The sequence below is a fragment of the Lacihabitans lacunae genome, assembly GCF_042649125.1.
GTDB classification, from domain to species: Bacteria; Bacteroidota; Bacteroidia; order Cytophagales; family Spirosomataceae; genus Leadbetterella; species Leadbetterella lacunae.
Window position 1 is genome coordinate 2,744,184 of sequence record NZ_JBHRYQ010000001.1, and the last position, 26,748, is coordinate 2,770,931.

General features: G+C 38.1%; 25 protein-coding genes. 18 read left to right on the forward strand and 7 right to left on the reverse strand.

Features of this window, described 5'->3' with window-relative positions:
- Positions 1-17: 17 nt before the first annotated feature.
- Positions 18-1,691: a glycoside hydrolase family 43 protein gene (locus ACFOOI_RS11915; protein ID WP_379838202.1), complete on the forward strand. Its 1,674-nt coding sequence runs from the start codon at positions 18-20 to the stop codon at positions 1,689-1,691.
- A gap of 67 nt (positions 1,692-1,758) precedes the next feature.
- Here ACFOOI_RS11915 and ACFOOI_RS11920 read toward each other — a convergent pair whose 3' ends face one another.
- From ACFOOI_RS11920 to ACFOOI_RS11940, 5 genes are read right to left on the reverse strand one after another with little or no spacing between them, the layout of a single operon-like run.
- The gene (locus ACFOOI_RS11920) at positions 1,759-3,123 is read right to left on the reverse strand and encodes a hypothetical protein (RefSeq protein WP_379838203.1); all 1,365 of its coding nucleotides are present in this window, start codon (positions 3,121-3,123) and stop codon (positions 1,759-1,761) included.
- Positions 3,124-3,135: 12 nt separating this feature from the next.
- Positions 3,136-4,410 carry a hypothetical protein gene (locus tag ACFOOI_RS11925; RefSeq protein WP_379838204.1) on the reverse strand — a complete coding sequence of 425 codons (1,275 nt, stop codon included), beginning with the start codon at positions 4,408-4,410 and terminating at the stop codon, positions 3,136-3,138.
- 4 nt (positions 4,411-4,414) lie between these two features.
- Complete coding sequence (locus tag ACFOOI_RS11930; RefSeq protein WP_379838205.1) at positions 4,415-5,302, reverse strand: DUF4097 family beta strand repeat-containing protein; 888 nt, start codon at positions 5,300-5,302, stop codon at positions 4,415-4,417.
- Position 5,303: 1 nt separating this feature from the next.
- Positions 5,304-5,828 carry a hypothetical protein gene (locus ACFOOI_RS11935; protein WP_379838206.1) on the reverse strand — a complete coding sequence of 175 codons (525 nt, stop codon included), beginning with the start codon at positions 5,826-5,828 and terminating at the stop codon, positions 5,304-5,306.
- Positions 5,825-6,334, reverse strand: coding sequence for an RNA polymerase sigma factor (locus ACFOOI_RS11940; protein WP_379838207.1), 510 nt, complete (start codon positions 6,332-6,334; stop codon positions 5,825-5,827). The genes ACFOOI_RS11935 and ACFOOI_RS11940 overlap by 4 nt, the downstream gene beginning before the upstream one ends.
- Positions 6,335-6,542: 208 nt before the next feature.
- On the opposite strand from ACFOOI_RS11940, the gene ACFOOI_RS11945 reads away from it, so the two are divergent.
- Complete coding sequence (locus ACFOOI_RS11945) at positions 6,543-7,895, forward strand: glucuronyl esterase domain-containing protein (RefSeq protein WP_379838208.1); 1,353 nt, start codon at positions 6,543-6,545, stop codon at positions 7,893-7,895.
- A gap of 72 nt (positions 7,896-7,967) precedes the next feature.
- Here ACFOOI_RS11945 and ACFOOI_RS11950 read toward each other — a convergent pair whose 3' ends face one another.
- Positions 7,968-8,684 (reverse strand): NUDIX hydrolase, encoded by a 717-nt coding sequence (locus ACFOOI_RS11950; RefSeq protein ID WP_379838209.1) that lies wholly within the window; start codon positions 8,682-8,684, stop codon positions 7,968-7,970.
- A gap of 77 nt (positions 8,685-8,761) precedes the next feature.
- Here ACFOOI_RS11950 and galE point away from each other — a divergent pair, with 77 nt between their 5' ends.
- From galE to ACFOOI_RS12025, 15 genes are all read left to right on the forward strand, one after another.
- Positions 8,762-9,799: a UDP-glucose 4-epimerase GalE gene (galE, locus tag ACFOOI_RS11955; RefSeq protein ID WP_379838210.1), complete on the forward strand. Its 1,038-nt coding sequence runs from the start codon at positions 8,762-8,764 to the stop codon at positions 9,797-9,799.
- Complete coding sequence (galK, locus tag ACFOOI_RS11960) at positions 9,796-10,905, forward strand: galactokinase (protein WP_379838211.1); 1,110 nt, start codon at positions 9,796-9,798, stop codon at positions 10,903-10,905. Before galE ends, galK begins: the two co-directional genes overlap by 4 nt.
- 433 nt (positions 10,906-11,338) lie before the next feature.
- The gene (locus ACFOOI_RS11965) at positions 11,339-12,904 is read left to right on the forward strand and encodes a sulfatase family protein (protein ID WP_379838212.1); all 1,566 of its coding nucleotides are present in this window, start codon (positions 11,339-11,341) and stop codon (positions 12,902-12,904) included.
- A gap of 4 nt (positions 12,905-12,908) precedes the next feature.
- On the forward strand, positions 12,909-14,459 hold the full coding sequence (locus ACFOOI_RS11970) for a sulfatase-like hydrolase/transferase (protein ID WP_379838213.1): 1,551 nt from the start codon (positions 12,909-12,911) through the stop codon (positions 14,457-14,459).
- Positions 14,460-14,528: 69 nt separating this feature from the next.
- Complete coding sequence (locus tag ACFOOI_RS11975) at positions 14,529-15,968, forward strand: arylsulfatase (protein WP_379838214.1); 1,440 nt, start codon at positions 14,529-14,531, stop codon at positions 15,966-15,968.
- Between the two features lie 179 nt (positions 15,969-16,147).
- On the forward strand, positions 16,148-16,483 hold the full coding sequence (locus tag ACFOOI_RS11980) for an L-rhamnose mutarotase (RefSeq protein WP_379838215.1): 336 nt from the start codon (positions 16,148-16,150) through the stop codon (positions 16,481-16,483).
- A gap of 130 nt (positions 16,484-16,613) precedes the next feature.
- Positions 16,614-17,639 carry a zinc-binding alcohol dehydrogenase family protein gene (locus tag ACFOOI_RS11985; RefSeq protein ID WP_379838216.1) on the forward strand — a complete coding sequence of 342 codons (1,026 nt, stop codon included), beginning with the start codon at positions 16,614-16,616 and terminating at the stop codon, positions 17,637-17,639.
- Between the two features lie 60 nt (positions 17,640-17,699).
- Complete coding sequence (fucP, locus tag ACFOOI_RS11990) at positions 17,700-18,983, forward strand: L-fucose:H+ symporter permease (RefSeq protein ID WP_379838217.1); 1,284 nt, start codon at positions 17,700-17,702, stop codon at positions 18,981-18,983.
- Between the two features lie 368 nt (positions 18,984-19,351).
- Complete coding sequence (locus ACFOOI_RS11995) at positions 19,352-19,678, forward strand: hypothetical protein (RefSeq protein ID WP_379838218.1); 327 nt, start codon at positions 19,352-19,354, stop codon at positions 19,676-19,678.
- Positions 19,679-19,686: 8 nt separating this feature from the next.
- Positions 19,687-20,637 carry a 2-dehydro-3-deoxygalactonokinase gene (locus ACFOOI_RS12000; RefSeq protein WP_379838219.1) on the forward strand — a complete coding sequence of 317 codons (951 nt, stop codon included), beginning with the start codon at positions 19,687-19,689 and terminating at the stop codon, positions 20,635-20,637.
- Positions 20,600-21,265 (forward strand): bifunctional 4-hydroxy-2-oxoglutarate aldolase/2-dehydro-3-deoxy-phosphogluconate aldolase, encoded by a 666-nt coding sequence (locus ACFOOI_RS12005; protein ID WP_379838220.1) that lies wholly within the window; start codon positions 20,600-20,602, stop codon positions 21,263-21,265. The genes ACFOOI_RS12000 and ACFOOI_RS12005 overlap by 38 nt, the downstream gene beginning before the upstream one ends.
- Before the next feature lie 477 nt (positions 21,266-21,742).
- Positions 21,743-22,531 carry a DUF4393 domain-containing protein gene (locus ACFOOI_RS12010; protein ID WP_379838221.1) on the forward strand — a complete coding sequence of 263 codons (789 nt, stop codon included), beginning with the start codon at positions 21,743-21,745 and terminating at the stop codon, positions 22,529-22,531.
- A gap of 154 nt (positions 22,532-22,685) precedes the next feature.
- Positions 22,686-23,729 carry a hypothetical protein gene (locus ACFOOI_RS12015; protein ID WP_379838222.1) on the forward strand — a complete coding sequence of 348 codons (1,044 nt, stop codon included), beginning with the start codon at positions 22,686-22,688 and terminating at the stop codon, positions 23,727-23,729.
- A 281-nt stretch (positions 23,730-24,010) separates the two neighbouring features.
- Positions 24,011-24,175 (forward strand): hypothetical protein, encoded by a 165-nt coding sequence (locus ACFOOI_RS12020; protein ID WP_379838223.1) that lies wholly within the window; start codon positions 24,011-24,013, stop codon positions 24,173-24,175.
- A 98-nt stretch (positions 24,176-24,273) separates the two neighbouring features.
- On the forward strand, positions 24,274-24,708 hold the full coding sequence (locus tag ACFOOI_RS12025) for a toll/interleukin-1 receptor domain-containing protein (protein ID WP_379838224.1): 435 nt from the start codon (positions 24,274-24,276) through the stop codon (positions 24,706-24,708).
- 103 nt (positions 24,709-24,811) lie between these two features.
- On the opposite strand, the gene ACFOOI_RS12030 is transcribed toward ACFOOI_RS12025, so the two are convergent.
- The gene (locus ACFOOI_RS12030; RefSeq protein WP_379838225.1) at positions 24,812-24,982 is read right to left on the reverse strand and encodes a hypothetical protein; all 171 of its coding nucleotides are present in this window, start codon (positions 24,980-24,982) and stop codon (positions 24,812-24,814) included.
- 304 nt (positions 24,983-25,286) lie between these two features.
- Between ACFOOI_RS12030 and ACFOOI_RS12035 the strand changes: the two genes are divergently transcribed.
- Positions 25,287-26,600 carry an amidohydrolase family protein gene (locus ACFOOI_RS12035; RefSeq protein ID WP_379838226.1) on the forward strand — a complete coding sequence of 438 codons (1,314 nt, stop codon included), beginning with the start codon at positions 25,287-25,289 and terminating at the stop codon, positions 26,598-26,600.
- The last annotated feature ends 148 nt before the right edge of the window (positions 26,601-26,748 follow it).

Sequence of the window (26,748 nt, forward strand, 5' to 3'; positions counted from 1 at the left end):
ATTAGCATTAAACAAAAATGAAAAAACTTAGATTTATTATTGGCTTAATAGCTCTTGCATTTGCTAGCCAAGTTACTGTAGCACAAACCATTACCATCCAAAATCCGATAATGGCGGGCTATTACCCCGACCCAAGCATAGTAAAAGTAGGGGAAGACTATTATTTGATAAACTCTACGTTTTCGTATTTCCCGGGCATACCGGTTATGCACAGCAAAGACCTTAATAGTTGGAAGCAAATAGGAAACGTGATTGACCGCCCCTCACAAATGGATTTTATGGGCGAACAACTCACCCGTGGGCTTTTTGCCCCAGCCATAAGCTTTTACAAAGGCCTCTATTATGTAACCTGCACCGATGTGGACCAAGACGGCAACTTTGTGGTAACCGCCACCAATCCTGCTGGTCCGTGGAGTAACCCCACAAAATTGCCCGAAGTAAACGGAATAGACCCTTCCCTATTTTTTGATGAAGAAACCGACAAAGCATATATCGTTTACAACAGCGATGCTCCTGACAACAAACCCTTGTATTCGGGACACAGAACGATTAGAATGTATGAATTTGATTACAAAAACTTAAAGGTTATTGGAGAAAAACAGATACTAATTAACGGAGGGGTAGACCTAAGCACACAACCCGTATGGATCGAAGGTCCGCATATATTGAAACGCAACGCTTGGTATTATTTATATGCCGCCGAAGGAGGCACATCGGTAAATCACTCCGAGGTGGTATTGCGAAGCAAAAACGTTTGGGGCCCCTACATTCCCTATGAAAAGAACCCCATATTGACCCAAAGAGATCTTTCACCCGACCGTAAAAACCCCATAACTTCCACTGGACATGCTCAAATAGTAGAAGGCCCAGATGGCAAAGACTATGCGGTATTTTTGGCGGTTCGCCCATACGAAAGCAACTATTACAACACCGGCAGAGAGACTTTCATAGCCCCCGTAGAATGGGTGGACGAATGGCCTATAATCATCCCTAAAAATCAAGAAGTTAAGTACGCTTACACGTTTGATTTTATGGAAGTCAAACAAAAAGGTGCTTTGCCTCAAAGTGGAAACTTCAGTTATACCTTAAATTTCAAAAAAGGTTTAGACCCAAGTTTGCTTTTTATGCGAACCATGGATAAAACTTCTTTTTCTACTTCTAAAAAGAAAGGCTTGACCTTAAACCTAAAACCCGAAACGGTTTCTGAGTACGGCAATCCGTCTTTTATCGGAAAAAGACTGCAACACATGTATAGCTCGGCAGAAACGAAAATCACTTTTAGTCCAACGAGTGAAAACGAAAAAGCAGGTTTACTTATACTTCAAGACGAACGTCATTTCTATTTTTTGGCTAAATCAAAAAAAGAAGGAAAAGACATGGTGCAACTTTATAAAAGTACAGCAAACGGAACCGAACTCTTGGCCGAGAAATCACTTGACCCAAATACAAAAAGCATAAACTTAAAGATAAATTCAGAAGGAGCATTCTGTAGTTTTTATTTCTCAGAAGATGCCAAAACCTATACATTATTGAAAGACAAAGTAGATGGGAAGTTTTTAAGCACGGAGGTAGCAGGTGGCTTTATAGGCAGCCTATACGGCATGTACGCCACCTCAAACGGAGCAATAAGCGATAACAAAGCCTCATTTAAATTCCTAAAATACAGCGGAAATGACCCTGTGTTAAAGTAACGTTTTAACTGATTTTTACCAAAAAGGCCTTTCTCACACTGCGAAAAGGTCTTTTTTTATGGTCATATTATTTAGCAAAACCAAGTTTAAGAGCTCCGGTGTAATATATGGCTTGTCGGGCAGATGGCTCGGATAAATAAATTGTTTGAGATGATCTAGAAAAGTTGTTTGAGTTAGATTTTAGCCCAAAATTATATATAATACTTAAAAATGCATTTTTGCTTAATTTGACCTGATAGCCCCATTCTATGCCGTAATATTTCTGAGTGGCTAGCTTATCAAAGCCCTTAATTTGATCATAACTATCACGGTTAAAATACCGCGACATCAGTGTAAGTTCACCGAAAAGACCCACAAAAAAACCATTGAGGTTATTTCCCGACTTGCCTTTTAACATCCGCTTTTTCATACCCGGATAGTACCTCAGTTCCTGGTTAAAAGCCGTCATTCCTTCCCAAACCCGCATGGCATTATTTTCAAAATCGATGAGCAAATATTTCTTCCCAATATTACTGTAATCTTTAATAATAGTATCTCGCTCGCTAACGCCAATAAATTCTTTGTGATTGCTCAAGCCTACTTTTAGGTTAGAAACCAATGAAAAAGAGCTCTGCTTAATTTTCCTTTCGTAAGCCAAATCTGCTGCGAGGTTCAATTTGTATGAATCTAAATAAATCAAATTTAAAAGATTGACCCGCCACATGTCTTTCATATTTTGTTGAGAGCCTATTACCTCATGCCTATCGAGTGTAAACTTATTTTTTAAAGGAAAAAGAAAACCGAGTCCCACCTCCGAAAAACTCGAAATAAAAGGTGTAAATACAATATTAGAGCTTCTATCATAAACCCAATTTTTTTCCGAATTAACAGTTCCCTCCTTTCCAAATCTTAGGCCACCTTTTATACCGAAAGTTAAGATATTGCCTAACTGTATGCCTTTTGAAACCCCAATTGCACCTAAACCATAGAAGAAATCTTTTCTATTTAAAAACATTTTATTTGCCCCACCAAATTCTGAAATCTCCAGGAAGTGAGCATTTTTATCAACAAAAAAACTCACATACTCACCTACTATATTTGACTTATAGGTACTGGGGCTTTTTTCTATATTATACCTCCTAAACTCAAATCCTAGGTTGGTGTTCATACTATTTGCATGACCATATTTGAGTGTAAGGGTATTTCTTTTAAACACTTTTTGCTCGAACTGAAACTGCGGCACTATGGTATTTCCAGTCATCGGATTAAAGACTATACGAAACCTCAATCCGCTCGTAAATTCACTTCCTCCCCCAAAGGCCTTTTCATACTCGTCTATAAGCGTCGTTTTTTCAAATACTTCCACTTTTTCTTCTGAAAAGGTAACATTTAGGCTGTCGGATTGTGCGTGTAGCGATAAAGATATGCTGAGAAATAGGATTAGTTTTTTCATTGTGATGGGGATTTATTTGGCGAGACCGAGTTTAATTCCAGCGTTTAACATATTTCCTTTTTCTTTATAACTTTCATTATTTCCATAAAGCAAACTTTGGGAATTAAATCTATTAAAAGATGCAAAAACATCTAAAAAAGTATTTTTTGTAGCCAAGGTTTGATAACCAAGCGAAACTCCCACTTTATTGCTATTTAACGGTTTATTAAAATCACTTATGATTGTTTTACTGACAGTACCTTCAGCCGCTATGTATAAACCATTCAAATTTTTAACGCCATTATAATTGGCTTTAATTTTAGGTAAATAGTATCTCAATTGTTGATGAAAACTTGTTGAGAAAAAACTGCGTTTAACTTCGATCTTTGTTGGTACTATAAAAATTCCAGAATTTGGGTCATAGTTATTATATCGGTATTCTTTTTCTCTCGAGAAACCAAATAAACCACCAGAATTTGTGGTAAATCGGGAATTAAATATTCGTTGTTCATATGAACCATTCGCTGATAATGCCTGATAGTTCCTATCTAAATAAAATATATTATTGAGGTTAAATTTTAATAATCTATTTACTTCATAGTTGCATTTTAAAAATTCACAGCTGTTTTTCAAATCTTTTGTTTTGGGAAATAACAAACCTAATCCAACTTGACTATGTGTAGTTAAATAAACCTTATTGTGGGTATCATAAAAATTGGAATACTCATACCTTTTATTCGATTTTATAGTCTTAAACCCTCCTATTAAACCAAATTCAAAAACATTTGCAAATTGCCTTCCATATATTATCGAATACGTTCTTTCATAATATCTACTAAAACTTCCAAATAAACCGATTAGGTTGGTCCTATTTAATAAGGACGAATTATTATCTGGTGTGGAAAACTTAAAAGAAATAAAATCTCCGGTAATATTTCCTTTTTTGCTTTTCAATTCTATGTCTTTTTTCATTAAAAAGTACCATCGGCCTTCTATCTCTGAATTTAACTGAAATTTAGTATTGGGTTGAAAACCTGCATTGACCGACCCAATAATGGAAAAAGCATCTCCAAACTTCTGCTCATATTGTAAAAAAGTATTACTCCTTTTAGAAAAGGAACCACTTACAAACCTCACCCTCAACCCGCTCTTAACTTCCCGATTGCCCCCAAAGGCCTTTTCGTACTCGTCTATAAGCGTCGTTTTTTCAAATACTTCCACTTTTTCTTCTGAAAAGGTAACATTTAGGCTGTCGGATTGTGCGTGTAGCGAGAAAGGTATACTGAGAAATAGGATTAGTTTTTTCATGTTGTTAGAGTTTTTCTAAAGTGATATTTCCTGATTTATTATGGATTTTTATATTCGAATTCTCCTTGGAGTTTATTTCTAGCATCTGTCCATTTTTTTGAGTAATTGCTTTACCCAATTCTGATGGCAAATAAATTTGCCCAGAAGAAGTACTCAGTATTAATTTATGGCTCTTAAAATTTGCCATTTTTAGCGATACCATAGATTTTTCGGCCATACACGTCAAACTACTCAGTGTCCGCGGTTTGGTCAGCAAGACTTCGCCATAATAGCTTTTCATGGCTATAATCCCCGAAAAATCACTAAGGTTGATATTCGTTCGCTCCGACTCCAGGTTTAAATCCCCTGAAATGCCGGAAATATTTGCCTCGCCATATTTGGTTTTTATTTGGCTCACTCCACCTATTTGACCCAAACTCACATTACAAAACTCAGTTTTTAATATCAACTTCTCTGTTTTGCCCAAAACACGCACAGTACCGAAACTATTCTTGACTTCTAAGAGCTTATCCGCCGGAATTTTGAGTACATATTTGGTTTTAAAATTTGACTCTGGCTTTTTGTCCTTTTGGCTTAAAAGCAAATAATTCCTCAAAAACAACACCCCGTTTTTAGCCTCCGCTATATACTTCAAAAACTCAATGTCATTTGCCGCAGTGGCCTTACTTGGGTGTTTGGCACTTATTTCCATCGATAAACTCACCGTCGAGTTCCCCCAAACTTCTATTTCTATATCTGCTTTTTCGGCGTTTATTTCTATCGCTTTTATATCCGAAAAATCTTTGTTTATGTGCTTGGTGGCCACATACACCATGGTCTGAGAAAAAGACGTGGATATCCCTATCAGGGCTATGCAAAGTGCTATTAGTAATAAATGCAGGTACTTTTTCATCTTAAATTTGGTCAGCCATTTTCTTGATCACCTCCGCCTTTTGACTTTCTATTTCGGCCAACTGACCCAATAGCTCCGGTTCGGTATTGTACTTTCCGATGGCCTCTTGGAGTGCCACACTTGCAGTGTTCAGATCTTCGAGTTCCGACTCCAACACCCTAAACTCTGGTTTTTCGCATACTATTTTTTCTTGTTGACACACCTTCTTTATTTCGGCGTAACTAATTTGGCTTTTAGCTACCGTTTTATTCAAAAAACCTTGTTCTATTTCTTGTTTAGAAAACTGAATTTCATTGGTATCTCTAAAAAAATAAAGGGAAGAAATAATTAGCAAAGACGCCGCGGCCAGCCATTTTAAGTAAAAAAACTTGGCAGGTTTCAGCTGAGCGGCTATATGACCCCAAACAGCCGCATTTGGCTCATATTCAGGCATTTCAGCCAAAACTTTCGCCTTGTTCTCATCATTCAGCTTGGCTTCTATGCGTTGCCACACTTTATCGTCGGGGTTATATTCTGGTAGATTCATGATTTTCTTAGCGTTTCTTTTAATCTTTTTTTAGCATGGAAAAGTTGTGATTTTGAGGTGCCTTCGGCAATACCCAAAAGCTCCCCTACTTCTTTATGTGTAAAACCCTCAATTTCAATCATTACAAAAACCGTTCGGAAGCCATCCGGCAAGTCCAAAATCGCTTTTTCGAGATATTCGGCATTCATTTGTTGGTCCCAAAGTATCAGCTCTGAGTCATTAAAATCTTCTCGGATTTCCAAAAACTTAACTTTCTTAAATTTCTGATAGGCTTTTCTGGCCACAATGGTTTTTATCCAAGCCCCCAATAAGGAATCTTTACGGAAATTTGAAAGGTTTTTAAAAACTTCTAGAAACGCATCTTGAAGCACGTCATTGGCATCGTCAAAATCGCCCGTTAACCTATACGCTAAGGTATACATGGCTTTTTTGTAACGATCGTAAAGTGTGCGTTGAGCAAACCTATTGCTTATCAGGCAGGCTTCTATCAGCTCATTTTCAGTCATAAATGGACGTTTTCAAGTGTTTCTATATTAAAGTGTACTAAATGCTCGTCAATGGTTGTACGGAGATAAAAAAGTTTTTCTTTTACCCAAAATAACCTTAGAAAAAGCACCCCAATTGCGTTATATTTATGGCTATTTTAAAACATCCAAAAGTAATTACAATTTGATGTTTTTTGGTATAAAAATATTCAACCTTTATAAAATTAAAATGAAAAAAATACTGATTCTCATTTTGGTGTTTCAGGCATTTGCCCAAGCCCAATTTGGCCTAACTCCTGCTCAAAGAGACAGTCTTAACAAACGAACGGCAGCAGACTACGCCAATATGCTCACTCAAATAGGAATCCGTGCTGATCAACTTCGCCGTGGCCCCTCTGGTAACCCAAAAGATGCCAATGCTGCCAACAGTTCAGAAGAAAATGTAAAACCTTACACACTACCCGATGCATTGACTTTTAAAAATGGAAGGAAAGTAAGCACTGCAAAAGACTGGTATTCGATAAGAAGAGGTGAGCTTATTGAAGATTTTGAAACAGAGATGTACGGCCGATTGCCTAAAAACATTCCGACGGTAAAGTGGCAAATAGTGTCTATAAAAGATACCACAGTTGGCAACTTCCCGATAAAAGAAAAACTACTAAAAGGCATAGTGGATAACTCGGCATACCCCAACTTAAAAGTGGAGATTGAGCTGTTAGTAGCCACACCAGCCTCCGCCAAAGAGGCAGTGCCCATAGTGATGGAATTTGGCTGGATTTCGTCACTATGGGCCACCGAACCTACCAAAGCTATGAGTTTAATAGGTTCAGGCGAACCGACTTGGAAGGAGCAGTTGCTTTCAAAAGGCTGGGGATACGCGATATTGGTACCCGGAAGCATACAAGCCGACAACGGAGCAGGCTTAACCGAAGGTATTATAGGCCTCACCAACAAAGGAGCACACCGCAGCCCCGAAGACTGGGGTGTGTTAAGGGCATGGGCGTGGGGAGCCAGCCGAGCACTCGACTATTTAGAAACCGATAGTGACGTAATATCAAGCAAAGTGGCCATTGAGGGCCTTTCGCGATATGGAAAAGCGGCCTTGGTAGCCATGGCCTTTGAGCAGCGATTTTCCCTTGGTTTTATTGGCTCATCGGGAGCAGGAGGAGCCAAGGTTTTACGGAGGGTTTTCGGAGAGCAAATAGAAAACTTAGCCAGCTCAGGCGAATACCACTGGTTTTGTGGAAACTTCATAAAATATGCCAGTATAAAAACACAAGACGACCTGCCCGTAGACGCACACGAACTCATAGCACTGTGTGCACCACGACCAGTATTTATCAGTGCAGGCTCACCTTTTGTAGAAGGCCAATGGATAGACGCCAAAGGCTCATTTGTAGGAGCCACAAATGCCGGAGCTGTGTATACACTTTTTGGTAAAAAAGGCCTAAAAACCTCCACCTTTCCACAGTTAGGTGTGGCACTTGTAGAAGGCGACATCGCGTTTAGGCAACACGCAGGCGGCCACAGCACGGGTCCAAACTGGAGCACCTGGATTCCGTGGGCGAGTAAATATTGGTGAAAATTTGGGGATTACAGCCGAAATTGAGCAATCAGAATTTCGGCTATAATTTTTTTGTTCAGTTAACAATTCCTAAAAAAAGTCAACTTTCGCTCCGTCTTCTAATAGAGCTTTGTATTTCTGTTCGTTGAATTTATAGAGAAACGCCCCTTTTTTGGAATTGGCCTTGTCCTTTTCTTCCATTTTATCGAGTATTTTCATACCCAATATTTTCTTTCTGAAATTGCCTCTGTCGAGTGTGTAACCATAAATGGAATCGTATAAGGCTTTTAGTTCGGTTAGTGTAAATTTTTCATTGAGAAGCTCAAAACCTATGGGCTGAGTTTTTATTTTTTGTCGAAGTTTATTTAGGGCATCGTCCACCATTTTTTTATGATCCAAAATCAAAATTGGCATGTCTGACATATTAAACCACTGCGACTCAAACTCGTCAGAGGTAGAAAGTTGAAATTGATCAATTTTGATAAGAGCATAGTGGGCAATCGAAATAACCCGAGCTCCCGGGTCTCTACTTACGTTTCCATAGCTTCGCAGTTCTTTCAAATATACGCCTTTCAATCCTGTGATTTCTTCCAAAATCCGATTGCTCGCCTCCTTTATATTTTCGCTTACTTTCACAAAACTTCCTATCAGCGACCATTCTTTTTCGAAAGGAGCAACTTTACGTTTAAACAACAGAATTTTGAGGTTTCCATCTTGGAATCCAAAAATAATACAATCTATTGCTACTAAAATCTTATCTACGTCCGTGTAAGAGCTTTGAGGGCCGTATATATTTTTATTACTCATAAAATTTTGAAAGCTCAAAATTAAGCTTTTATTTTGTTTCACAATATAAAGAGTAAAATTTACTCTTATTAGTTTATATGCATAAAATTATTGTTACCGGCGGAGCAGGATATATAGGATCACACACAGTGGTGAGCCTAATAAATAGCGGCTTTGAACCTATCGTGGTAGATGATTTTTCTAACTCGCAAAGAGACAGCATAAAGCGAATAGAAAAAATAGTAGGACAAAGCATTAGGTTTTACGAGGCCAATACTGCTGACATTAATTCATTTGAGAGGGTCTTTGCCGAAAACGAGCAAATTGCCGGCATTATACATTTTGCCGCTTTCAAGGCCGTAAAAGAATCGGTAGATAAGCCTTTGATGTATTACAAAAACAACTTGGTTTCGCTTTTGAATTGCATAGAACTTTCTGAAAAATACAAAGTCAAAAATTTGGTATTTTCATCTTCGGCTACAGTTTATGGCAATCCGGCTGAGCTGCCCGTAAGTGAGCAAACGCCTACGCAAAGACCAAGCTCACCATATGGCAACACAAAAAAAATAGGCGAAGAAATATTAGAAGACTATTGCAAAGCAAATCCTGATTTCAATGCCATCATTTTAAGGTATTTTAACCCAATTGGTGCCCATGTATCTGGTCTTATTGGGGAGTTGCCAAATGGCGTTCCGAATAACCTAATGCCATTTATAACCCAAACGGCCTATGGCCTCAGAGAAAAGCTCTCGGTGTTTGGCAATGACTACGACACAGCAGACGGAACTGCCCTGCGAGACTACGTACATGTAGAAGATGTAGCAGACGCACATGTGCTTACCCTGCAGCGACTTGTAGACAAAAAAAACACTGAAAACTACGAATTTTATAACCTTGGAACAGGCAAAGGCACTTCGGTAATAGAAATCATTGCCGCTTTTGAAAAGGTTAATGACCTAAAGCTTAACTTTACATTTGAACCACGAAGAGCCGGCGATGTGCCTGAGCTTTTTGCGAGTACAAAAAAAGCAAATGAAATATTAAAATTTAAGTCAAAGAAATCATTAGAAGACATGGCAAGCTCGGCTTGGAAATGGGAAAAAAGATTTAGAGACGCACAAAAAAACAGTAAATGAAGATAGTAAAAACTAGCTCGCCAGGCAGAATTAACATCATTGGAGAGCACATTGACTATAACGACGGCTACGTGCTACCGGCAGCTATCAATTTGGGTACCGAAATAACCCTTGAACTAAACGAATCAGCAGACAGCTGCACGTTTACTTCAAGAGAACTGAATGAGCATTTTACTATTACCTTAAAAAACTTAGAAGAATATACGCCCGGCTGGGGACGATACTTGGTAGGGGCAATAAAATCTTTGGGTGACAAAAAAGAGAAGCTAACTGGTTTTACCTGCGAAATAAGCAGCAAAGTGCCGCTTGGGAGTGGTCTAAGCTCATCGGCATCGCTTTTGTGTAGTTTTATTGGAGCACTAAACGAGCTTTTCGAATTAGGTTTAGAAAAAATGGATATCGTAAATGCAGCCGTAAACACCGAAAGAAAACACGTAGGTGTAAACTGCGGCATTATGGATCACTTTACGAGTGTGATGGGTAAAGCTGATCATGCTATATTTTTGGATTGCCTTACGTTGGAATATGAATATTTGCCCCTTGACTTAAGCGAATATGAACTGTTGATAATTAACACCAATGTAAGTCACTCGCTTGATACTTCAGAATATAACAAACGCCGCGAAGAATGTGGACTTGCATTATTAAAGTTGAAAGAAAGATACGCTGAAATTTCCAATTTTAGAGATATAACCGAAAGCCAACTAGCAGCGTGTAAGGATATATTGACAGCCACCGAATTCAAGCGACTGTCGCACGTGATAACCGAAACGGCCAGAGTTATTGAAGCCAAGAAAGCAATTATCGAGAAAAACTTTGTGGGCTTAGGAGAGTTGTTGTTTAAGTCACACGATAGTTTAAATCTCGACTATGAAGTAAGCTGCGAAGAGCTCAATTTTATAGTAGAAAGAGCAAAAACAGATGCTAACATACTGGGCAGCAGAATGATGGGCGGCGGCTTTGGCGGTTGCACGATTTCGATAGCGGCCAAAGGCAAATCAGAAGATTTTGTAAAAGAACTAAAAGGTGCATATAAAAGCCAGTTTGGCATCAATTGCACGCCACTTTCACTTGGCATAGGCGATGGTCTGAAAGTTTTGTCTTAAAAAAAAGCTTAAAGTAATACTTTGGCTGTAGATATAAAGAAATTTAAACTTATGAAAAGGCTTTCAAACAAAGCACTTCTCTATGTTTATGAAGATTATGATTTATTATCATAGGTTAAAATGATTAAAAATGCCTCCTTATTTTAGGAGGTTTTTTTTTGAAAGAAAAATGCATTTTGCCCAATAAGGAATTCAATACTAGAATATGCTAAAATCATATAACAATATGGTAAAACATAAAAAATAGGTCCTTAAAAAAACATGTAACTTACATTTAAGTCTTGCAAGGATTTTTTTATGTTTTTTTTCATTAAGAACACTATTTTTTTTAGTAAAAGAGAAACCCGAATTTAAACTTAATAGAAAAATACACTTTAGAAAAAGCATGCAAGTGGTTATCACAAAAATCTAATATTCAACCTTTTATAAAAAAATGAAAACTAAGATATTTATCTTTTTAATGGCTATTGCATTTAGTCAAAGCATAGCTCAAAACAATTCTCATGAAACTTCGCTCGCTGTTTCTGAAAAACACACCAAGGAATTCAGCAAAAAACGAGAGGCCGAAAATCTACCGACAAACAAAAAACCTAATATCATTTGGCTCATGGCTGAAGACATGAGTTTGGACTTGGCGTGCTACGGAATGCCTTCCGTAAAAACCCCCAACTTAGACAAAATGGCGGCCTCAGGTGTGCGTTTCGACAATTGTTTTGTGACAAATCCAATCTGTTCGCCTAGCCGCTCTGCCATGATGGTGGGCACGCACCAAACCAAAATAAACGCTCAAAACCACCGCAGCAACAAAGATATTCCGCTTGACCAAAACTACAAACCGTTTACCTATTGGTTAAGAAAAGAAGGCTACACTACCATTTTGGGGCATCATGCTGTACAAAGCAAAGGTCGTAAAACAGACGTAAACTTTAAGCATCAACCCATTGGCGAATGGGACGGTGTTAGCAAATTTGGACTTTTCGACAAATACGACACTTTTGAAAACGACGGGAAGCCGTTTTTTGCCCAAATACAACTCAATGTAACACACCGCGGCGACTGGTGGAACGAAATAAGAGCGAAATCTACACATCCCGTTGACCCCAATAAAGTAGTGATGCCGCCTTACCTAGCAAACGATCCCGTAATTAGACTAGACTGGGCCAAATACCTCGACCAAATAGAATTTATGGACGCCGAAGTAGGTATGATTTTTAAAGAATTAGAAGAAAAAGGATTGGCAGAAAACACCATTGTGATTTTTATAGGCGACAACGGCCGCTGTAATATCAAAGGCAAAGGATACCTCTACGATTCAGGCTTAAAAATTCCGTTGATAATACTTGACCCTCGCTCGAAGGCAAATGGCACTGTACGAAAAGATGTGATTTCTTCGACGGATATTACGGCCACTATTCTCGACTACGCAGGCATCAAAGTGCCTGAATATGTAACAGGCTCCCCTATTTTTAGCCCTAATTTTAAAAGAGAATATGTGTACGCCACGCGTGACCTTTGGGACGAAATACAAGAGCAGTCGCGAGCCGTAACCTCTGGTAAATGGAAATATATTAGAAACGACAAACCAGAAATTCCGCTTGATGCCCACCAAGCCTATTTGGAGTTTTATAGACCGGCATTGCACATAATGAGGCGATTAAAAGAAGAAGGAAAACTAAATGAGGTAGAAAGTCAGTTTTTTTCTAGTACAAAAGCCAAAGAAGAGCTTTATGATTTAGAGAAAGACCCAAATGAGTTTATTAATTTAGCCTCAAATAAAAAACACAAAAAACAGCTAGCGAAACTTCGTAAAGAAACCTTAAAAAACGATTTAGAAATGAAAGCTTCCAGCGATGTATTTGTACCCGTAACGGCCACTTCTGTAGAACTGCTCGCTTGGATAAAAAAAGAGAAACCAGAGCTATACAAGGAAATGTTAAAAGGGGTAGAGATAGGTTACCATTGGCTTTCTAAACAATTCGACCAAAACAATAAAGACTAAAAACATGAATTCGAAACAAAAAACATTTGCTTGGATAGCCATTCTTTTGATACTGACCGGCTGTGCCACTTCCTCTTCTGTAAAAACCAAAAGTGATAAAAAACCAAACATTATTGTCATTTACCTAGATGACCTTGGCTTTGGCGACATCGGTGCATATGGTGCAAAAGCCATAAAAACCACAAACATGGACATGCTGGCCAACGAAGGTATAAAGTTCACCAACGGATATGCTACTTCAGCTACCTGCACGCCAAGCAGATACGGGCTTTTGACGGGCGTATATCCTTGGCGAAACAATGACGCGAAAATTCTCCCTGGCTCGGCTCCTTTGATTATTGACACGGCCCAAATGACCATCCCCAAAATGCTAAAAGGAGCGGGATACCGTACGGCTATAGTAGGTAAATGGCACCTTGGCTTAGGCTCAGGCGAAACCGACTGGAACAAAAAAATAGACCTTGGCACAAATGAATTGGGCTTTGATGAATCCTATATTTTAGCCGCTACGCAAGACCGAGTACCTACAGTTTATATTAAAAATGGAGTAGTAGAAAACCTTGACCCAAGTGACCCAATAAAGGTTAGTTACGAGAAAAACTTTGATGGGCAGCCTACTGGGAAAGACAATCCGGAATTGTTAAAAATGAAGTGGCACCACGGACATAATAACAGCATAGTAAACGGGATTCCTCGTATCGGATTTATGAAAGGTGGCGAAAAAGCCAAGTGGATAGACGAAGAAATGGCAGACAACTTTTTGGGCAAAGCCCAAGCCTACGTAAAAGAAAACAAAGAGCATCCGTTCTTTTTGTATTATGCACTACAGCAACCCCACGTGCCACGCACACCTAACCCGAGGTTTGTTGGGGCCACTAACCTAGGACCAAGAGGTGATGCTATCGCCGAGGCTGACTGGTGCATTGGCCAACTGATTGAGACTTTAAAAACAGAAGGATTGTTAGAAAATACGCTCATCGTACTATCAAGCGACAACGGCCCCGTGTTAAACGACGGATATTTTGATGATGCTGACACAAAAAACGGAAATCACACGCCAGCAGGAGTTTTGCGAGGTGGCAAATACAGCCTTTATGACGCAGGCACCCACGTACCATTTATTACCTATTGGAAAGGAAAAATTACGCCTAAAACTTCAGATTTGTTGGTATGTCAACTTGACTTACTTAACTCTTTTGCGGCATTGGTAGGCAGCGATATTAAATCACAAGACGGCGAAGACATGTCGAAAGTATTATTGGGCACAGCCAAAAAAGGCAGAGAAAACTTGATACTGGAAGCATCGAGTAGAACCTCACTTCGTCAAGGCGACTGGGTGCTAATACCGGCCTATGATGGCCCTGCCCTAAACAAAGAAGTAAACATAGAACTAGGAAACTTGAAAGAAGACGGGTTATTCAACCTAAAAAATGACCCGAGTCAAATAAATAACTTAGCCCAAAGCGAGCCAAAAAAACTGTCCGAAATGAAAACCACTTTTGTTAAACTAAGAGGCGAAGGTTTCGGTAAAACGGAGAAGTTGGAATTGAAGTAGAAAGGAATTTTAGTCTAATTAAGGTATATTTATACTCTTTCAAATCATTTATTCAAAAAACTTTAAAATATGAAAACTAACAAAACCTTTGCCTTATGGGCTGTACTGGCACTTTTTGGACTAAATTCTTTCGCTCAACAAACCCAAAAACCAAACGTAATCTATATTCTGGCAGATGACTTGGGCTATGGCGATCTTAGCTGCTACGGTCAAAAAAAGTTCCGCACACCTAATCTCGACAAACTAGCGGCAAAAGGCATAAAACTCACACAACATTACAGTGGATCCACAGTTTGTGCCCCGTCTCGGTCCTCACTGATGACCGGGCAACATACGGGCCATACACCCATTAGAGGAAACCGCGAACTACCTGACGAAGGACAGACGCCCATTCCCGCGACGTCTGAAACCATAGCAGAAGTATTTAAAAAAGCAGGCTATGTCACTGGAGCATTTGGCAAATGGGGACTAGGGTTTGTGGGTACCGAAGGCGACCCCAACAAGCAAGGTTTCGATGAGTTTTTTGGATACAATTGCCAACGCAAAGCCCACAGATATTATACGCCCTACTTGTGGCACAATGCCGAAAAAGTGCTTCTCCCCGGAAACGATTACATGCATACCGTAACTTTTTCGCAGGATGTTATCCAAGACGCTACATTAGAATTTATTTCAAAAAATAAGGAGAATCCGTTCTTTGCATATATCCCTTTTGTGTTGCCACATGCCGAAATCATTGCTCCGAATGACTCTATTTATACTATGTTTAAAGGTAAATTTATAGAAGATAAACCTTACGCACCACCAGCAAACTCGGGTAACGACTATGGCCCGGAATTAATAGAAGCGAAATACGCATCTCAAAAAGAGCCACATGCGGTTTATGCTGCCATGGTAACCCGAATAGATGTGTATGTAGGCCAAATAATGGCAAAACTTGAAGAACTCGGGATTGCAGAAAACACTTTGGTAATATTTACCAGCGACAACGGCCCATCGGTAGAAGGAGGAGCTGACCCAACTTTTTTTAATGGAACTGCAGGCCTCAGAGGAGTAAAACGAGACTTATACGAAGGCGGAATTAGAAGTCCATTTTTAGCCGTTTGGCCAAATAAGATTAAACCCGGAATAGTGTCTGATCATATTTCAGCCTTTTGGGATATGAAACCTACATTTGCGGACATACTTGGCGAGGAGAATATTCAAACCGACGGCATTTCTATGCTTCCAACTCTGCTAGGCAAAAAAGGACAAAAGAAACATGCGTATTTGTATTGGGAATTTACGGAAGGAAAACCCAAAACGGCTTTAAGGAAAGGAGACTGGAAAGCCATCTATTTTTTAGACGAAAAAAATCCCAAAGAGGCATTTCAATTATATAACCTAAAAAATGACCCTTACGAAAAAGAAAACATTGCCGCCCAAAACCCCAAAATGGTGGATCAAATGAAACAAGTCATGAAAGACTCTCACGTAGAGTCAGCACTATTTCCTTTGGTCAAAAAGTAGTAGTTATTTTAGTTTGTGTAGGTACTTTTTTAAAATCAATAAGTTTTGATTAACATAAATAAGAATGACCTAAGCCTTAAAAACAGTAAAAAAAAATTTAAAGTACTAACTTGGTTATCCAACATTAAATAGAAATACTAAAAAGTAAATAAAAGCTCCTTATAAAAAATTAGAACCAAATGAAAAGATACTGCCTCACCTGCGACCTAATAGACAACCCGGAGTTGATCGAAAAATACAAATGGCACCATCTGCCTGAAAATCAGTGGCCTGAAATAAACGAAAGCATAAAAGCAGCAGGGGTTTTGAGTATGGAGATATATGTTTTTGGCAACCGAATGTTTATGATTATGGATGTTTCAGATAGCTTTACATTCGAAAAACAAGCCGAAATAAACAAAGGCCCAAAGTCAATAGAATGGGAAAACCTAATGTGGGGATTTCAGCAAGGAGTGCCTGGCAGCAAACCCGGTGAAAAGTGGGTACTTATGGAACAAATATTTAATCTAGTTTAAATACCTATCGGTTCTTAAAGTTTTCACAAATGGATTATTAAAACATTTTTTAAAAAAAATAATGATACTTTTAAAACGTGAAATAGCATTTTTGAAATAAAAAATTATAAAATTACTCAATATCGAATACGTGAAAGCCATTGAATTAACTTCGCCCGGAAATTTTTTGATACTAGAAAAAGAAATAAAAGACCTATTGCCAGAATCTGTCTTGGTAAAAATCCATACTATTGGTCTATGTGGCACAGACTTTCATGCTTTCAGAGGAAAGCAACCTTTTTTTTCTTACCCTAGAATTTTAGGGCACGAACTAGGGGCCGAAGTTGTAAAAATAATGCCAGAAACTTCTGAAAAATATAATATAAAAATCGGTGACAAGGTCTCTATCGAACCCTATCTAAATTGTGGCACATGCCAAGCTTGTCTCTCAAATAGGCAAAACTGTTGTGAGCAAATCCGCGTTTTGGGGGTTCATCAAGACGGCGGAATGTGTGAATACCTCCAAGTACCTGCCTCAAAAGTTCACGTATCAAACAAACTCTCGTTTGATCAACTGGCTTTGGTAGAAACCTTGGGAATTGGCCTACATGCTGTAAAACGTTCCCAACTAAGACAAGGAGATACGGTACTTATTGTAGGTGCTGGACCAATAGGGCTTGGAATAGCAAATTTTGCAAAATCTTATGGTGCAAAAGTTTGCCTCGCCGATTTTTCAAAATCAAGACTTGACTATGCAGAAAAAAAAGGCTTGCTAGACTTTCCATATTTAGTAAATGCACAAATAGAGCCTGAAGATTTAAAAAGCTTAATGAATGATAAGCTCCCCGACGTAATTTTTGATGCCACAGGCAATAAAAACTCCATGGCAAACACTTTTAATTTAATTTCACATGGAGGAAAAATAGTCTTTGTAGGGCTATTTACAGGAGAGATGGAATTTAATGACCCAAATTTTCACAAAAGAGAAACCACCCTTATGGGCAGTAGGAATAGCCTTCCTGAAGATTTCGAGGAAATAATAAAAGATATGGAAAATGGAAAAATAGATAGCCAAATTTGGATTACACATCATGTAGCTTTTGATGATTTACCAAAAGAGTTTTCGAGTTTTATTGATTCCAAAGATTCTGTCATCAAGGTGATTGTCAACGTATAAGTGACTCTTGCTTCAAAAAATAATAACCCAAAGATTTACCTATAAAACCTTATTATAAATATGTTAAAAAATACCGCTAAACTCCCCTTTATTCTCATAACGGCACTTTTTGCCCTGTGGGGATTTGCAAACGACATCACTAACCCCATGGTGTCGGCATTTAAAACCGTTTTACAGATGTCTAATTTCCGGGCATCTTTGGTGCAGCTGGCATTTTATGGCGGGTACTTTACGATGGCCATTCCGGCGGCACTTTTTATTCGAAAATATTCGTATAAAACCGGCATCATGATAGGTTTGGGGCTTTATGCCTTAGGAGCCTTATTGTTTTATCCGGCTGCCAAATATCAAGCGTTTGAGTTTTTCTTAATGGCACTATACATCCTTACTTTCGGATTGGCGTTTTTAGAAACCACCGCCAACCCGTATATATTGGCCATGGGGGACGAAAAATCGGCTACGCAGCGACTCAACTTTGCCCAGTCGTTTAACCCCATTGGTTCACTTACAGGAATGTTTATTGCTCAGAAATATATCTTAGAAAAACTAAACTCTGACGACACTGATGCAGCAGGAAACTCACTATTTACCAGTTTGGCAGAAACTGAGCAGGCTGTGGTAAGAACCCACGACCTCGAAATAATCAGAAATCCGTATTTGTATTTGGGCATATTTGTATTGCTCTACTTTGTGATTATTGCCTTGTATAAAATGCCCAAAATCACCAAAACGGAGAAGTCGCTGGAGCCAGCCAAATTTGTATTTGCTAGGTTATTAAAAAATAAAAACTACGTTTGGAGTGTAATAGCACAGGCATTTTATGTGGGAGCACAGATCATGTGCTGGACATTTATTATCCAATATGCCGAACGCCTAGGCCTAAGCAAAGCCGATGCACAGTCGTATAACATCGTGGCCATGGTAACCTTCTTGTTTAGCCGAATCATCTGTACCTTCCTTTTGAGATACATCGAAGGCAGCAAATTACTATTTTTCTTTGCATGCGGAGCCGTTTTGAGTACTACGGGTGTCATTTTCATAGACGGAATGACGGGCCTTTATTTCTTGGTAGCTACTTCGTTTTTTATGTCATTGATGTTCCCAACCATTTACGGTATAGGGCTAGAAGGCTTGGGCGAAGACGCTAAATTAGGCTCAGCTGGCTTGGTTATGGCCATAGTTGGTGGAGCACTTATGCCGCCATTGCAAGGTGCACTTATTGACATGGGTGGCGTAGGAAGCCTTTCAGGCGAAAACTTTTCGTTTGTTTTGCCTTTCATTTGTTTTGTGGTAATCGCATATTACGCTTTTACGGTAAATACTAAAAAAGAAATAACGGCCTAGCAAGCCACACACCACTATCGTTTTTTGAAATTAAAAATTACCCCACTTAAACACATTTTTATAAAAAATTACTGTCAAACGGGTAAAAAAATAGAAAATAAATCTTTACATCGCCCTGCACTGTTTGAGCACTGTTAAAATTCTTTTGGGAGGTATATTTTATTAGAACATTGACAACAAGAATTTTAATTGTGCGAGTTTGCAGGACGGTCGGCCGCCGCCGTGCAGTTTTTTTTGCTCCGTTTTTTTTTGAAGGGTCCGGCCTACCGGAAAAATGGAGGCCCCGCTGGCAGGCGACCCAGTAAATGAAAGGGGGGGGGTGTTTTTCAAAATGTTTAAAAAAATGGCTTCAATGATAGGTTTAAGCCATGTTTTCTTTAAAAATAAAAGTTAACCGTTTGATAGTAATAAAAAATAAAATTAGAAACCAAATTATGACCGATAACGAACTTTATGCTATAATGACACTAGACGATCTGCTTATAGAACAAAAAAAGATCAAAAAGACAGCAAGTTTTTTTAACATTCTAACCGCAATAATGATAGGTGTCGCGATTTATGGTTTTATCAAAAAAGGCTTAGAATTCTTGGGGCCCTCTATCTTGTTGCTATTATTTGTAGTTATATATTTCAAAAATTCACGAAAACTCAAACAAATTCAAATAGCGATTGATGCTCGAAAAGAAAACCTTTAAAAACCTTCATGATACTACCCGAATATTTTATAAGCTGCGACTGGGGCACGAGCAATTTTAGGCTGCGTGTGGTAGAAACTCACAGCCTGAAGGTATTGGACCAAACACAAACCAACGTAGGCATAAAAGCCCTCAACGAGCAGTTTTTAGCATCAGATACACAAACAAGACTAGACGTATTCGGCGATTACTTAGCCACCCAACTGCTTAACTTCAAAACCGAGCATCGGAAGCATTTGGTAGTTATATCGGGTATGGCATCATCTAATATCGGGCTAGAAGAACTCCCCTACGCTCACGTGCCTTTTGACGGAAGCGGAGAAAATCTGCTTTGGAAAAAAATAACCTTAAAAAACGATTTAAACATACTGTTGATTTCGGGTGTAAAAACACAAAACAGCATGATGCGAGGAGAGGAAATTCAAGCCATTGGCCTAGAAGACCTCCTTAAGCCGTACACATCGGGTATTTTGCTTTTGCCCGGCACCCACAGCAAACACCTCGCCTACCAAAACGAGCAGTTTACCGCCATGAAAACCTTTATGACGGGGGAGCTTTTTGCCCTGCTGTCTGAAAAGAGCATTTTGGCGGGTTCGGTAGCGGCTCATGGGTTTGGTGAGAAAGAAAAAATAACCTTTGGCCAAGGCGTAAAATTAGGGCTTTCAGAAAACTTCAGCGAGCACCTTTTTTCGGTACGGGCAAATACCGTTTTGCACCAAATGCCACACACCGAAAACTATTATTTCTTGAGTGGCTTACTGATAGGAAACGAGCTCGCTTACCTGCAAAACAAGGCCGAAACCCTATTCCTATGTGCAGCTGAGCCTGTTTTTAGTTTATACAAAATGGCTTTGGAGATTATCGTACATTCAGAAAAACTAATTCTTTTTGACGCATCGCATATAGTAAATGCCTTGCTCAATGGACAAAGAAAAATACTCAAACTATATGTCGCCTAACACTTCATTTTCATTCGAAAAATACGCTCAAATGCCAGTGGTGGGTATCATCCGCGGATATGACTTGGAAACCGTAAAATGGATTGCGGACAGCTATCAGGCCTGTGGATTTTTTACCTTAGAAATCACGATGAACACCGCCGGAGCCACCGAAATAATCAGTGCCTTGGTGAAGGATTATCCTGAAATGAACATCGGAGCGGGTACCGTTTGTAACCTCAAAGATTACCAAAACGCCCGCGATGCCGGAGCCCAGTTTATAGTAACGCCCATCATAGACGAGGCCGTCATAAAAGCTGCGGTGGCAGACAAGTTGCCGATTTTTCCGGGTGCATATACGCCTTCTGAAATATACAAAGCGTGGTCATTTGGAGCCATGGCGGTCAAGATATTCCCGGCCACACAATTGGGGGTTTCGTTTATAAAAGACATAAAAGGGCCACTCAAGCAAATTAAGGTTTTGCCCACCGGAGGCGTAGCTTTGGAAAACATCCGATCGTTTTTTGAGGTGGGGGTTTACGGTGTAGGAATGGGCAGCTCACTGTTTCCCAAAAACCTGATCGGCCTCAAAGATACCGCCGGACTCAAAGAGCATTTTTTGGCGATAAAAGCCGAGCTAAAAGGTTAAATCTAGTCCTCCACTCAGCCGAGCAGCCATAGAACCCCAATAAACCGCAAGACGCTATCAGGATTAGGATACAGATACAAAACGATAAAGAACCCCAAACTTTGCCCTACCAAATAAAGCAGTTTTTAAACACGCATACTTCCCATACATTCCCCCGCTCCGCTTAATACCAACACCAAGCTGAGCGGCTTATTTTAAAACCAAAAAACCCAGCAAAACTCACAAACTTTACCGATAAATCAATAGTGGATGAGTTCTGATTTATTATTTGAGAAAATGGTGTAAATTGGGGTGCGAATGCAAGAGGAGTGATTTTGATAGATTAACATAATAAACTATCTGGCAATAAATACTTATAAATCCATATATTACTTAAAACTAAATACTTAATAAAAAAACAAACAATAAAGATATAGATGTTACTTTGGAAAATATGGGGTAGGACTATGTAATCAGATATTTTAAAACAAACAACTTATGACTAATGACCCTCAAAATTCAAATGAAATAATAAATGAAATAAAAGCATTAACTCCTGAAGTGTATAAAGACATTGCAAAGCCTGTACTTCAAGAAGTGGGAAGTGTTGCTGGTAGATCAACTAAAGCTTTATTAGCACCTTTAAGAGGTTTATTATGGGGTTGGGAAAGAATTGAAGAATTTGTTGAAAGTGAAGTAAAGAAACGGTTAGACAAAATACCTGAGGAAAAGAGAAAATCACCCGAACCTGAAATTGCTGTTCCATTGATACAAGCACTGACTTACACAGCCCAAAATGAAACACTGAGAGAAATGTATATTAATTTACTTGCGAATTCTATGAATTCAGACAAAATTAATTTAGTACATCCATCCTTTGTAGAAATCATTAAGCAAATGAACTCTTTAGATGCTAAAGTATTTGACGAACTTGCTAAGTCAAATGCGTATCAAAAAATTATAAATCCAAAAATTATGCTAAAAGGACAAGATAGATTCATTTCTAATGCTACACCTGAATGGTATGCTGGATGGTCAATTGAAGGCTATACTGAATTTGATGTTTCTTCTAGTATGATAAGATTAAGAAAATTTGGTCTAATTGAACTTATGTTTGATAGAATAACAGATAATGACTACACCAACATCAAGAGTACGCCTTTCTTACTATCAATATTGAATAAATATCAAATTGCAAATAGCGATACAGAGTTAGTAATTGAAGGGACAGAAAGTATAGTTTACGTTAATGAATACGGTAATCAATTTAAAGATGCTTGCAAATAAAAATATAAGGTAATAGCTGTTTTTAGTTAGCTAAAGTTTAGTAAAATTGCCGTTTTAAATCAAGTTTTCATCGAGCTGAAATTTGAAAGTTTACAAACTTCAAGTCATCACATATCAGCAAAAAATTTCCATTCATCTGAAATAATAAGCAATTATGACAATAGTCCCAATAGATTTTGAAGTAGAAGATGGTTGCGAAATTTCTGATTTATTAGAAAGAACAACCAATAATGGAATTGTTTCTGTTAAGTGGAAAACACTTAATATTGAAATTCTATTTACAGATTCCGAAGAGAATCAATATTGGCCTAATGTTGATGATATTAAAAAACACACTTCAAATTTTAAATTATACAAGAAACTTGGATTTACTATTGATAATTATAGTGAATTCTTGATAGTTGCGTTTGACTGGAAGCATGTTCCAAAAATTATCATTGAAGATAATAACGGAGTTGAAATCACAATTGGAGAGTTGACTCCCATTGGACATTATATTTTTGATATTTTTCATGAATATAGGTACCATGGTGATTTTGAATACTTTCAATCTATCAGAATCTATGGTTGTGATTCCGAAAATGTTGAGGTAGTGTTGCTTAATGTATTAAATAAATTGATTTTTGAATATAATTTCTCTTTCAATCTACTCTCATTAGATATACCAGATTATGAATATCCTGAAGAAAAAAGAGAAGACGAAGTCAAAATTGAAAAGATAAAGTTAAAAACGAATTTTGATCTTATTCCCAACAGATTTTTTTATAAAGGGCTTAAAGAAAATGACAGTTCAAATGCCTTCTTAGATTTTTATAGAATATTAGAATATTACTCAATAATCATACTAGAAAGTGATGTAGATAAATTAAGAAATGATTCTACAATCTCAAAAAGGGAATTTGTTCTTAAAATGAATAGAATCACAAATGACAATGAAAAAGCATTATTGGGTAAATTAATTGACAGAATATCAGATTCTATATTATTAAAACATTGTGAGAACCAAGGTTTAATAGACAAAGATAAACCAGAGTTGCTCGCTACTAAATTATATGAATTTAGAAATTCGATTGTGCATTCAAAAATGAATCAAAAGCTAATGCCAATCGATATATCGATTTTAGAGACTGATGAAAAATTAGAAAAGTGGGAATTTGTTTGTCGCGATTTAGCACATAAGGCAATGAATAAAACTTAATAAAAACGAAATGCCAACAAATTACATATTATATAATGTGCTCAGTGGTTTAGCACCATCGTATATCCACCTTTGCTCTAGGCATTTCCCAACCAGTGAACTTCATGCAAAACCATTTATAAAATGCAATTTGCCAATAGCGGTAACACGTGATAAAATTCACCCGTCTCCAGAATGGATTACCCAATTATAAAAACATTTGAATTCGTAAAAATTTACCGTTCAGTTTCATTTAACTATTAAAAAAATAAAAGATATGGCAAGATGTACAGCACCAAGAAATGGCCATCGGACAACAAGCGGGCGAGAAGCATGCCCTGCATGCGGTGGTAGGGATTACCGGGGATATAGCAGTAATCAATACAATTCATATTCGTCTCGGCCAAGCTACTCCTCAGGAAGTGGTGGTGGAGGAGGCAAAAGTAGCGGTAGTAACAGAAGCGTAAAGCCAAGTTGGTCGCAAACAGGTTCCTCCATTTTTTATACGCCTGCTGAGGTTCAGACACTCACACCAATTCGTGAAACATTTGAGCACCGAGCGACTATGCCTGCCCTTAGGGATATTTTTCTCTGCCACGCATGGGACGACCGGCAAGGTTCTGCCAATGAACTGTACAATTTACTTATATCGAAAGGTGTCTCTGTATGGTTTAGCGAAAAAGATGTTAGTCTAGGACAACCTTTGATGCGAGCAATTGACAAAGGCTTAGCGAACTCACGAATTGGATTAGTGCTCGTTACTCCCGCATTTCTTCTTCGCCTACCAAAAGAAGGAATTGCAGACAAAGAACTATCTGCTTTACTTCATCGTAATCAACTTGTTCCAATTGTACATAACACCACTTATGAGGCTCTTCGAGAAGTTAGCCCTTTACTGGGCTCCAGAAGCGGCTTGGATACTTCAGAAGAATCATTATCGGACATTGCTGCCAAACTTGCCGAATTAGTTGCATTCAACCCTACCTGTGAAAATTCATAAAAATTTCACAAGTTGGTTTTGTAGTACTCCTTTCATTGGCATGTTCCTATTGGTATGTCGAAGCTAGATACAATAGAATTTCCAATCCTATTGTTAGCCCTTGTCAGACCTGCACTTCCGAATCTGTCTCTAGGCAAAGATTTAGATTCCGGTAGAATCCCGTAAAGTCAGGACATGTTTTAATACCTACTTCACCGAAGTCTGTATATGTTGTTATTGTTTGTTTTACTATGAGCATAGCCACAGAGTCAGAATAAACAGCGTGGCTATGCATGGCTGAGACCCGCAACCCGAATTTTTCAAACAACTGAATCACATTTGCCACCTACTAAACTCGCAACAGCCACTCCCCTGCTTACAGAACGGTTAGGCCAAGGCTTTCACCCTTTGGATAATTCTTTTTTTGGATATAAATTTGCCATTCAGGACACACTCAGCGTGTATAAGAAATAGTGGCTTGAGTGCTAAATCAAAGGTCAATGCTTTTAATAAAAGTCAGTGTCAGCCCGAAAGTGAAGTGCTTTTAATCCACTACTTCTCTTATAACCAAGCCGATAGCTCTACCCTAAAAAAAGATTATGAATAAAAAATTATTAATTTGTTTAGTTCTAATATTTAATTTTTACTTTGCCTCGGGACAAGAAATTAATTTAGCAATAACGAATTGCAATATTATCACGATGAATTCCGACAGGGTTCTAAAAAATAAAACTATTTTAATTTCAGGAGACAAAATCCACTCGATTGTAAGTAGTGCTAATTGGAAAAACACCAATAACATTAAAACTATTGATGCTACTAATAAATTCGTTATTCCTGCATTAGTTGATATGCACATACATTCAAACGCATATATTGATGAGTTTTCAATGCCGATGTTTTTAAAGCACGGAATTACTACTGTGCGTGTAATGGCAGGAAATACATACATATTAAATAAGAGAGATAGCGTAAAAAATAATCTTTTGCCTAATTATCCTGATATATTTGTTGCATCTGAACTGATTGATGGCGACCCTCCTTCATTTGGAAATGACCATGTAGGACCAATCGTCACAGATGCTAGCGACATTCAAAAAAAGATTGATGAGCAAATGCAAAGTGGGTACGATTTTATTAAAATGTATAGCAGACTAAATAAAGATGTTTTTCAAACAGGATTAAAGTATTGCAAAACCCAAAAAATCAAGTCTACACACCATATGCCTACCTCTATTGATAAAGAAGATTACTTTACCAAATTCACTGGAGAGATACAGCATTTAAGTGGTTATGCAAGATACTCTACTAAATATGATACCTTACCAAAAAGCGTTTTACTGAAAAATTACGACGTTCCTTTTGATCAAATTTCCGCCCAAGATATTGATGAAAAAAAATTGCGTAGAGCTATTACTAAAACTATTAAATACAAAATATGGAATTGTCCCACGCTTGTTCTCTTTTACAATCAAACAGATTCTCTTTTCTGTAAATCAATACTTGAAAACAAAATTGGTGAAGGATTAAATGAACTATTGGGTTGGTGGCAAAGCGTAGGTTATGGAGGTTCAGAAAAAATAGAAAATTATAATAATTTCCAATTGCAAACGGTCAATCTACTGAATAAAAAAGGAGGTTTACTATTAGCAGGAACTGATTTTCCAAATCCTTGGCTTGTTCCTGGATTATCTCTGCACCAAGAACTTGAAAGGTTTGTAGCTGCCGGATTAAGTAATTTCGAGGCATTAAAAACAGCAACTATTAACCCTGCAAAATGGTTTGGAAATAATTATATTAAGGGTACTATAGAAAAGAACAAACAAGCGGACTTGTTGATTTTAGAAGACAATCCACTTGTTGATATAAAAAACACCCAAAAAATTTATAAGGTTATATATAAAGGGGAATAAGGCTTCAGCCAACATTTAGCAAAGTAGGAGAAAGCCGATTTGTCGGACCACGCTGACCGCAATTAAAGTTTGGGAGCTTTTAATTAAAACAACTCAAACTTTACCAATAAGTACAGCTTATGCGGTGTGAACTGGAATTGGAGCAGTT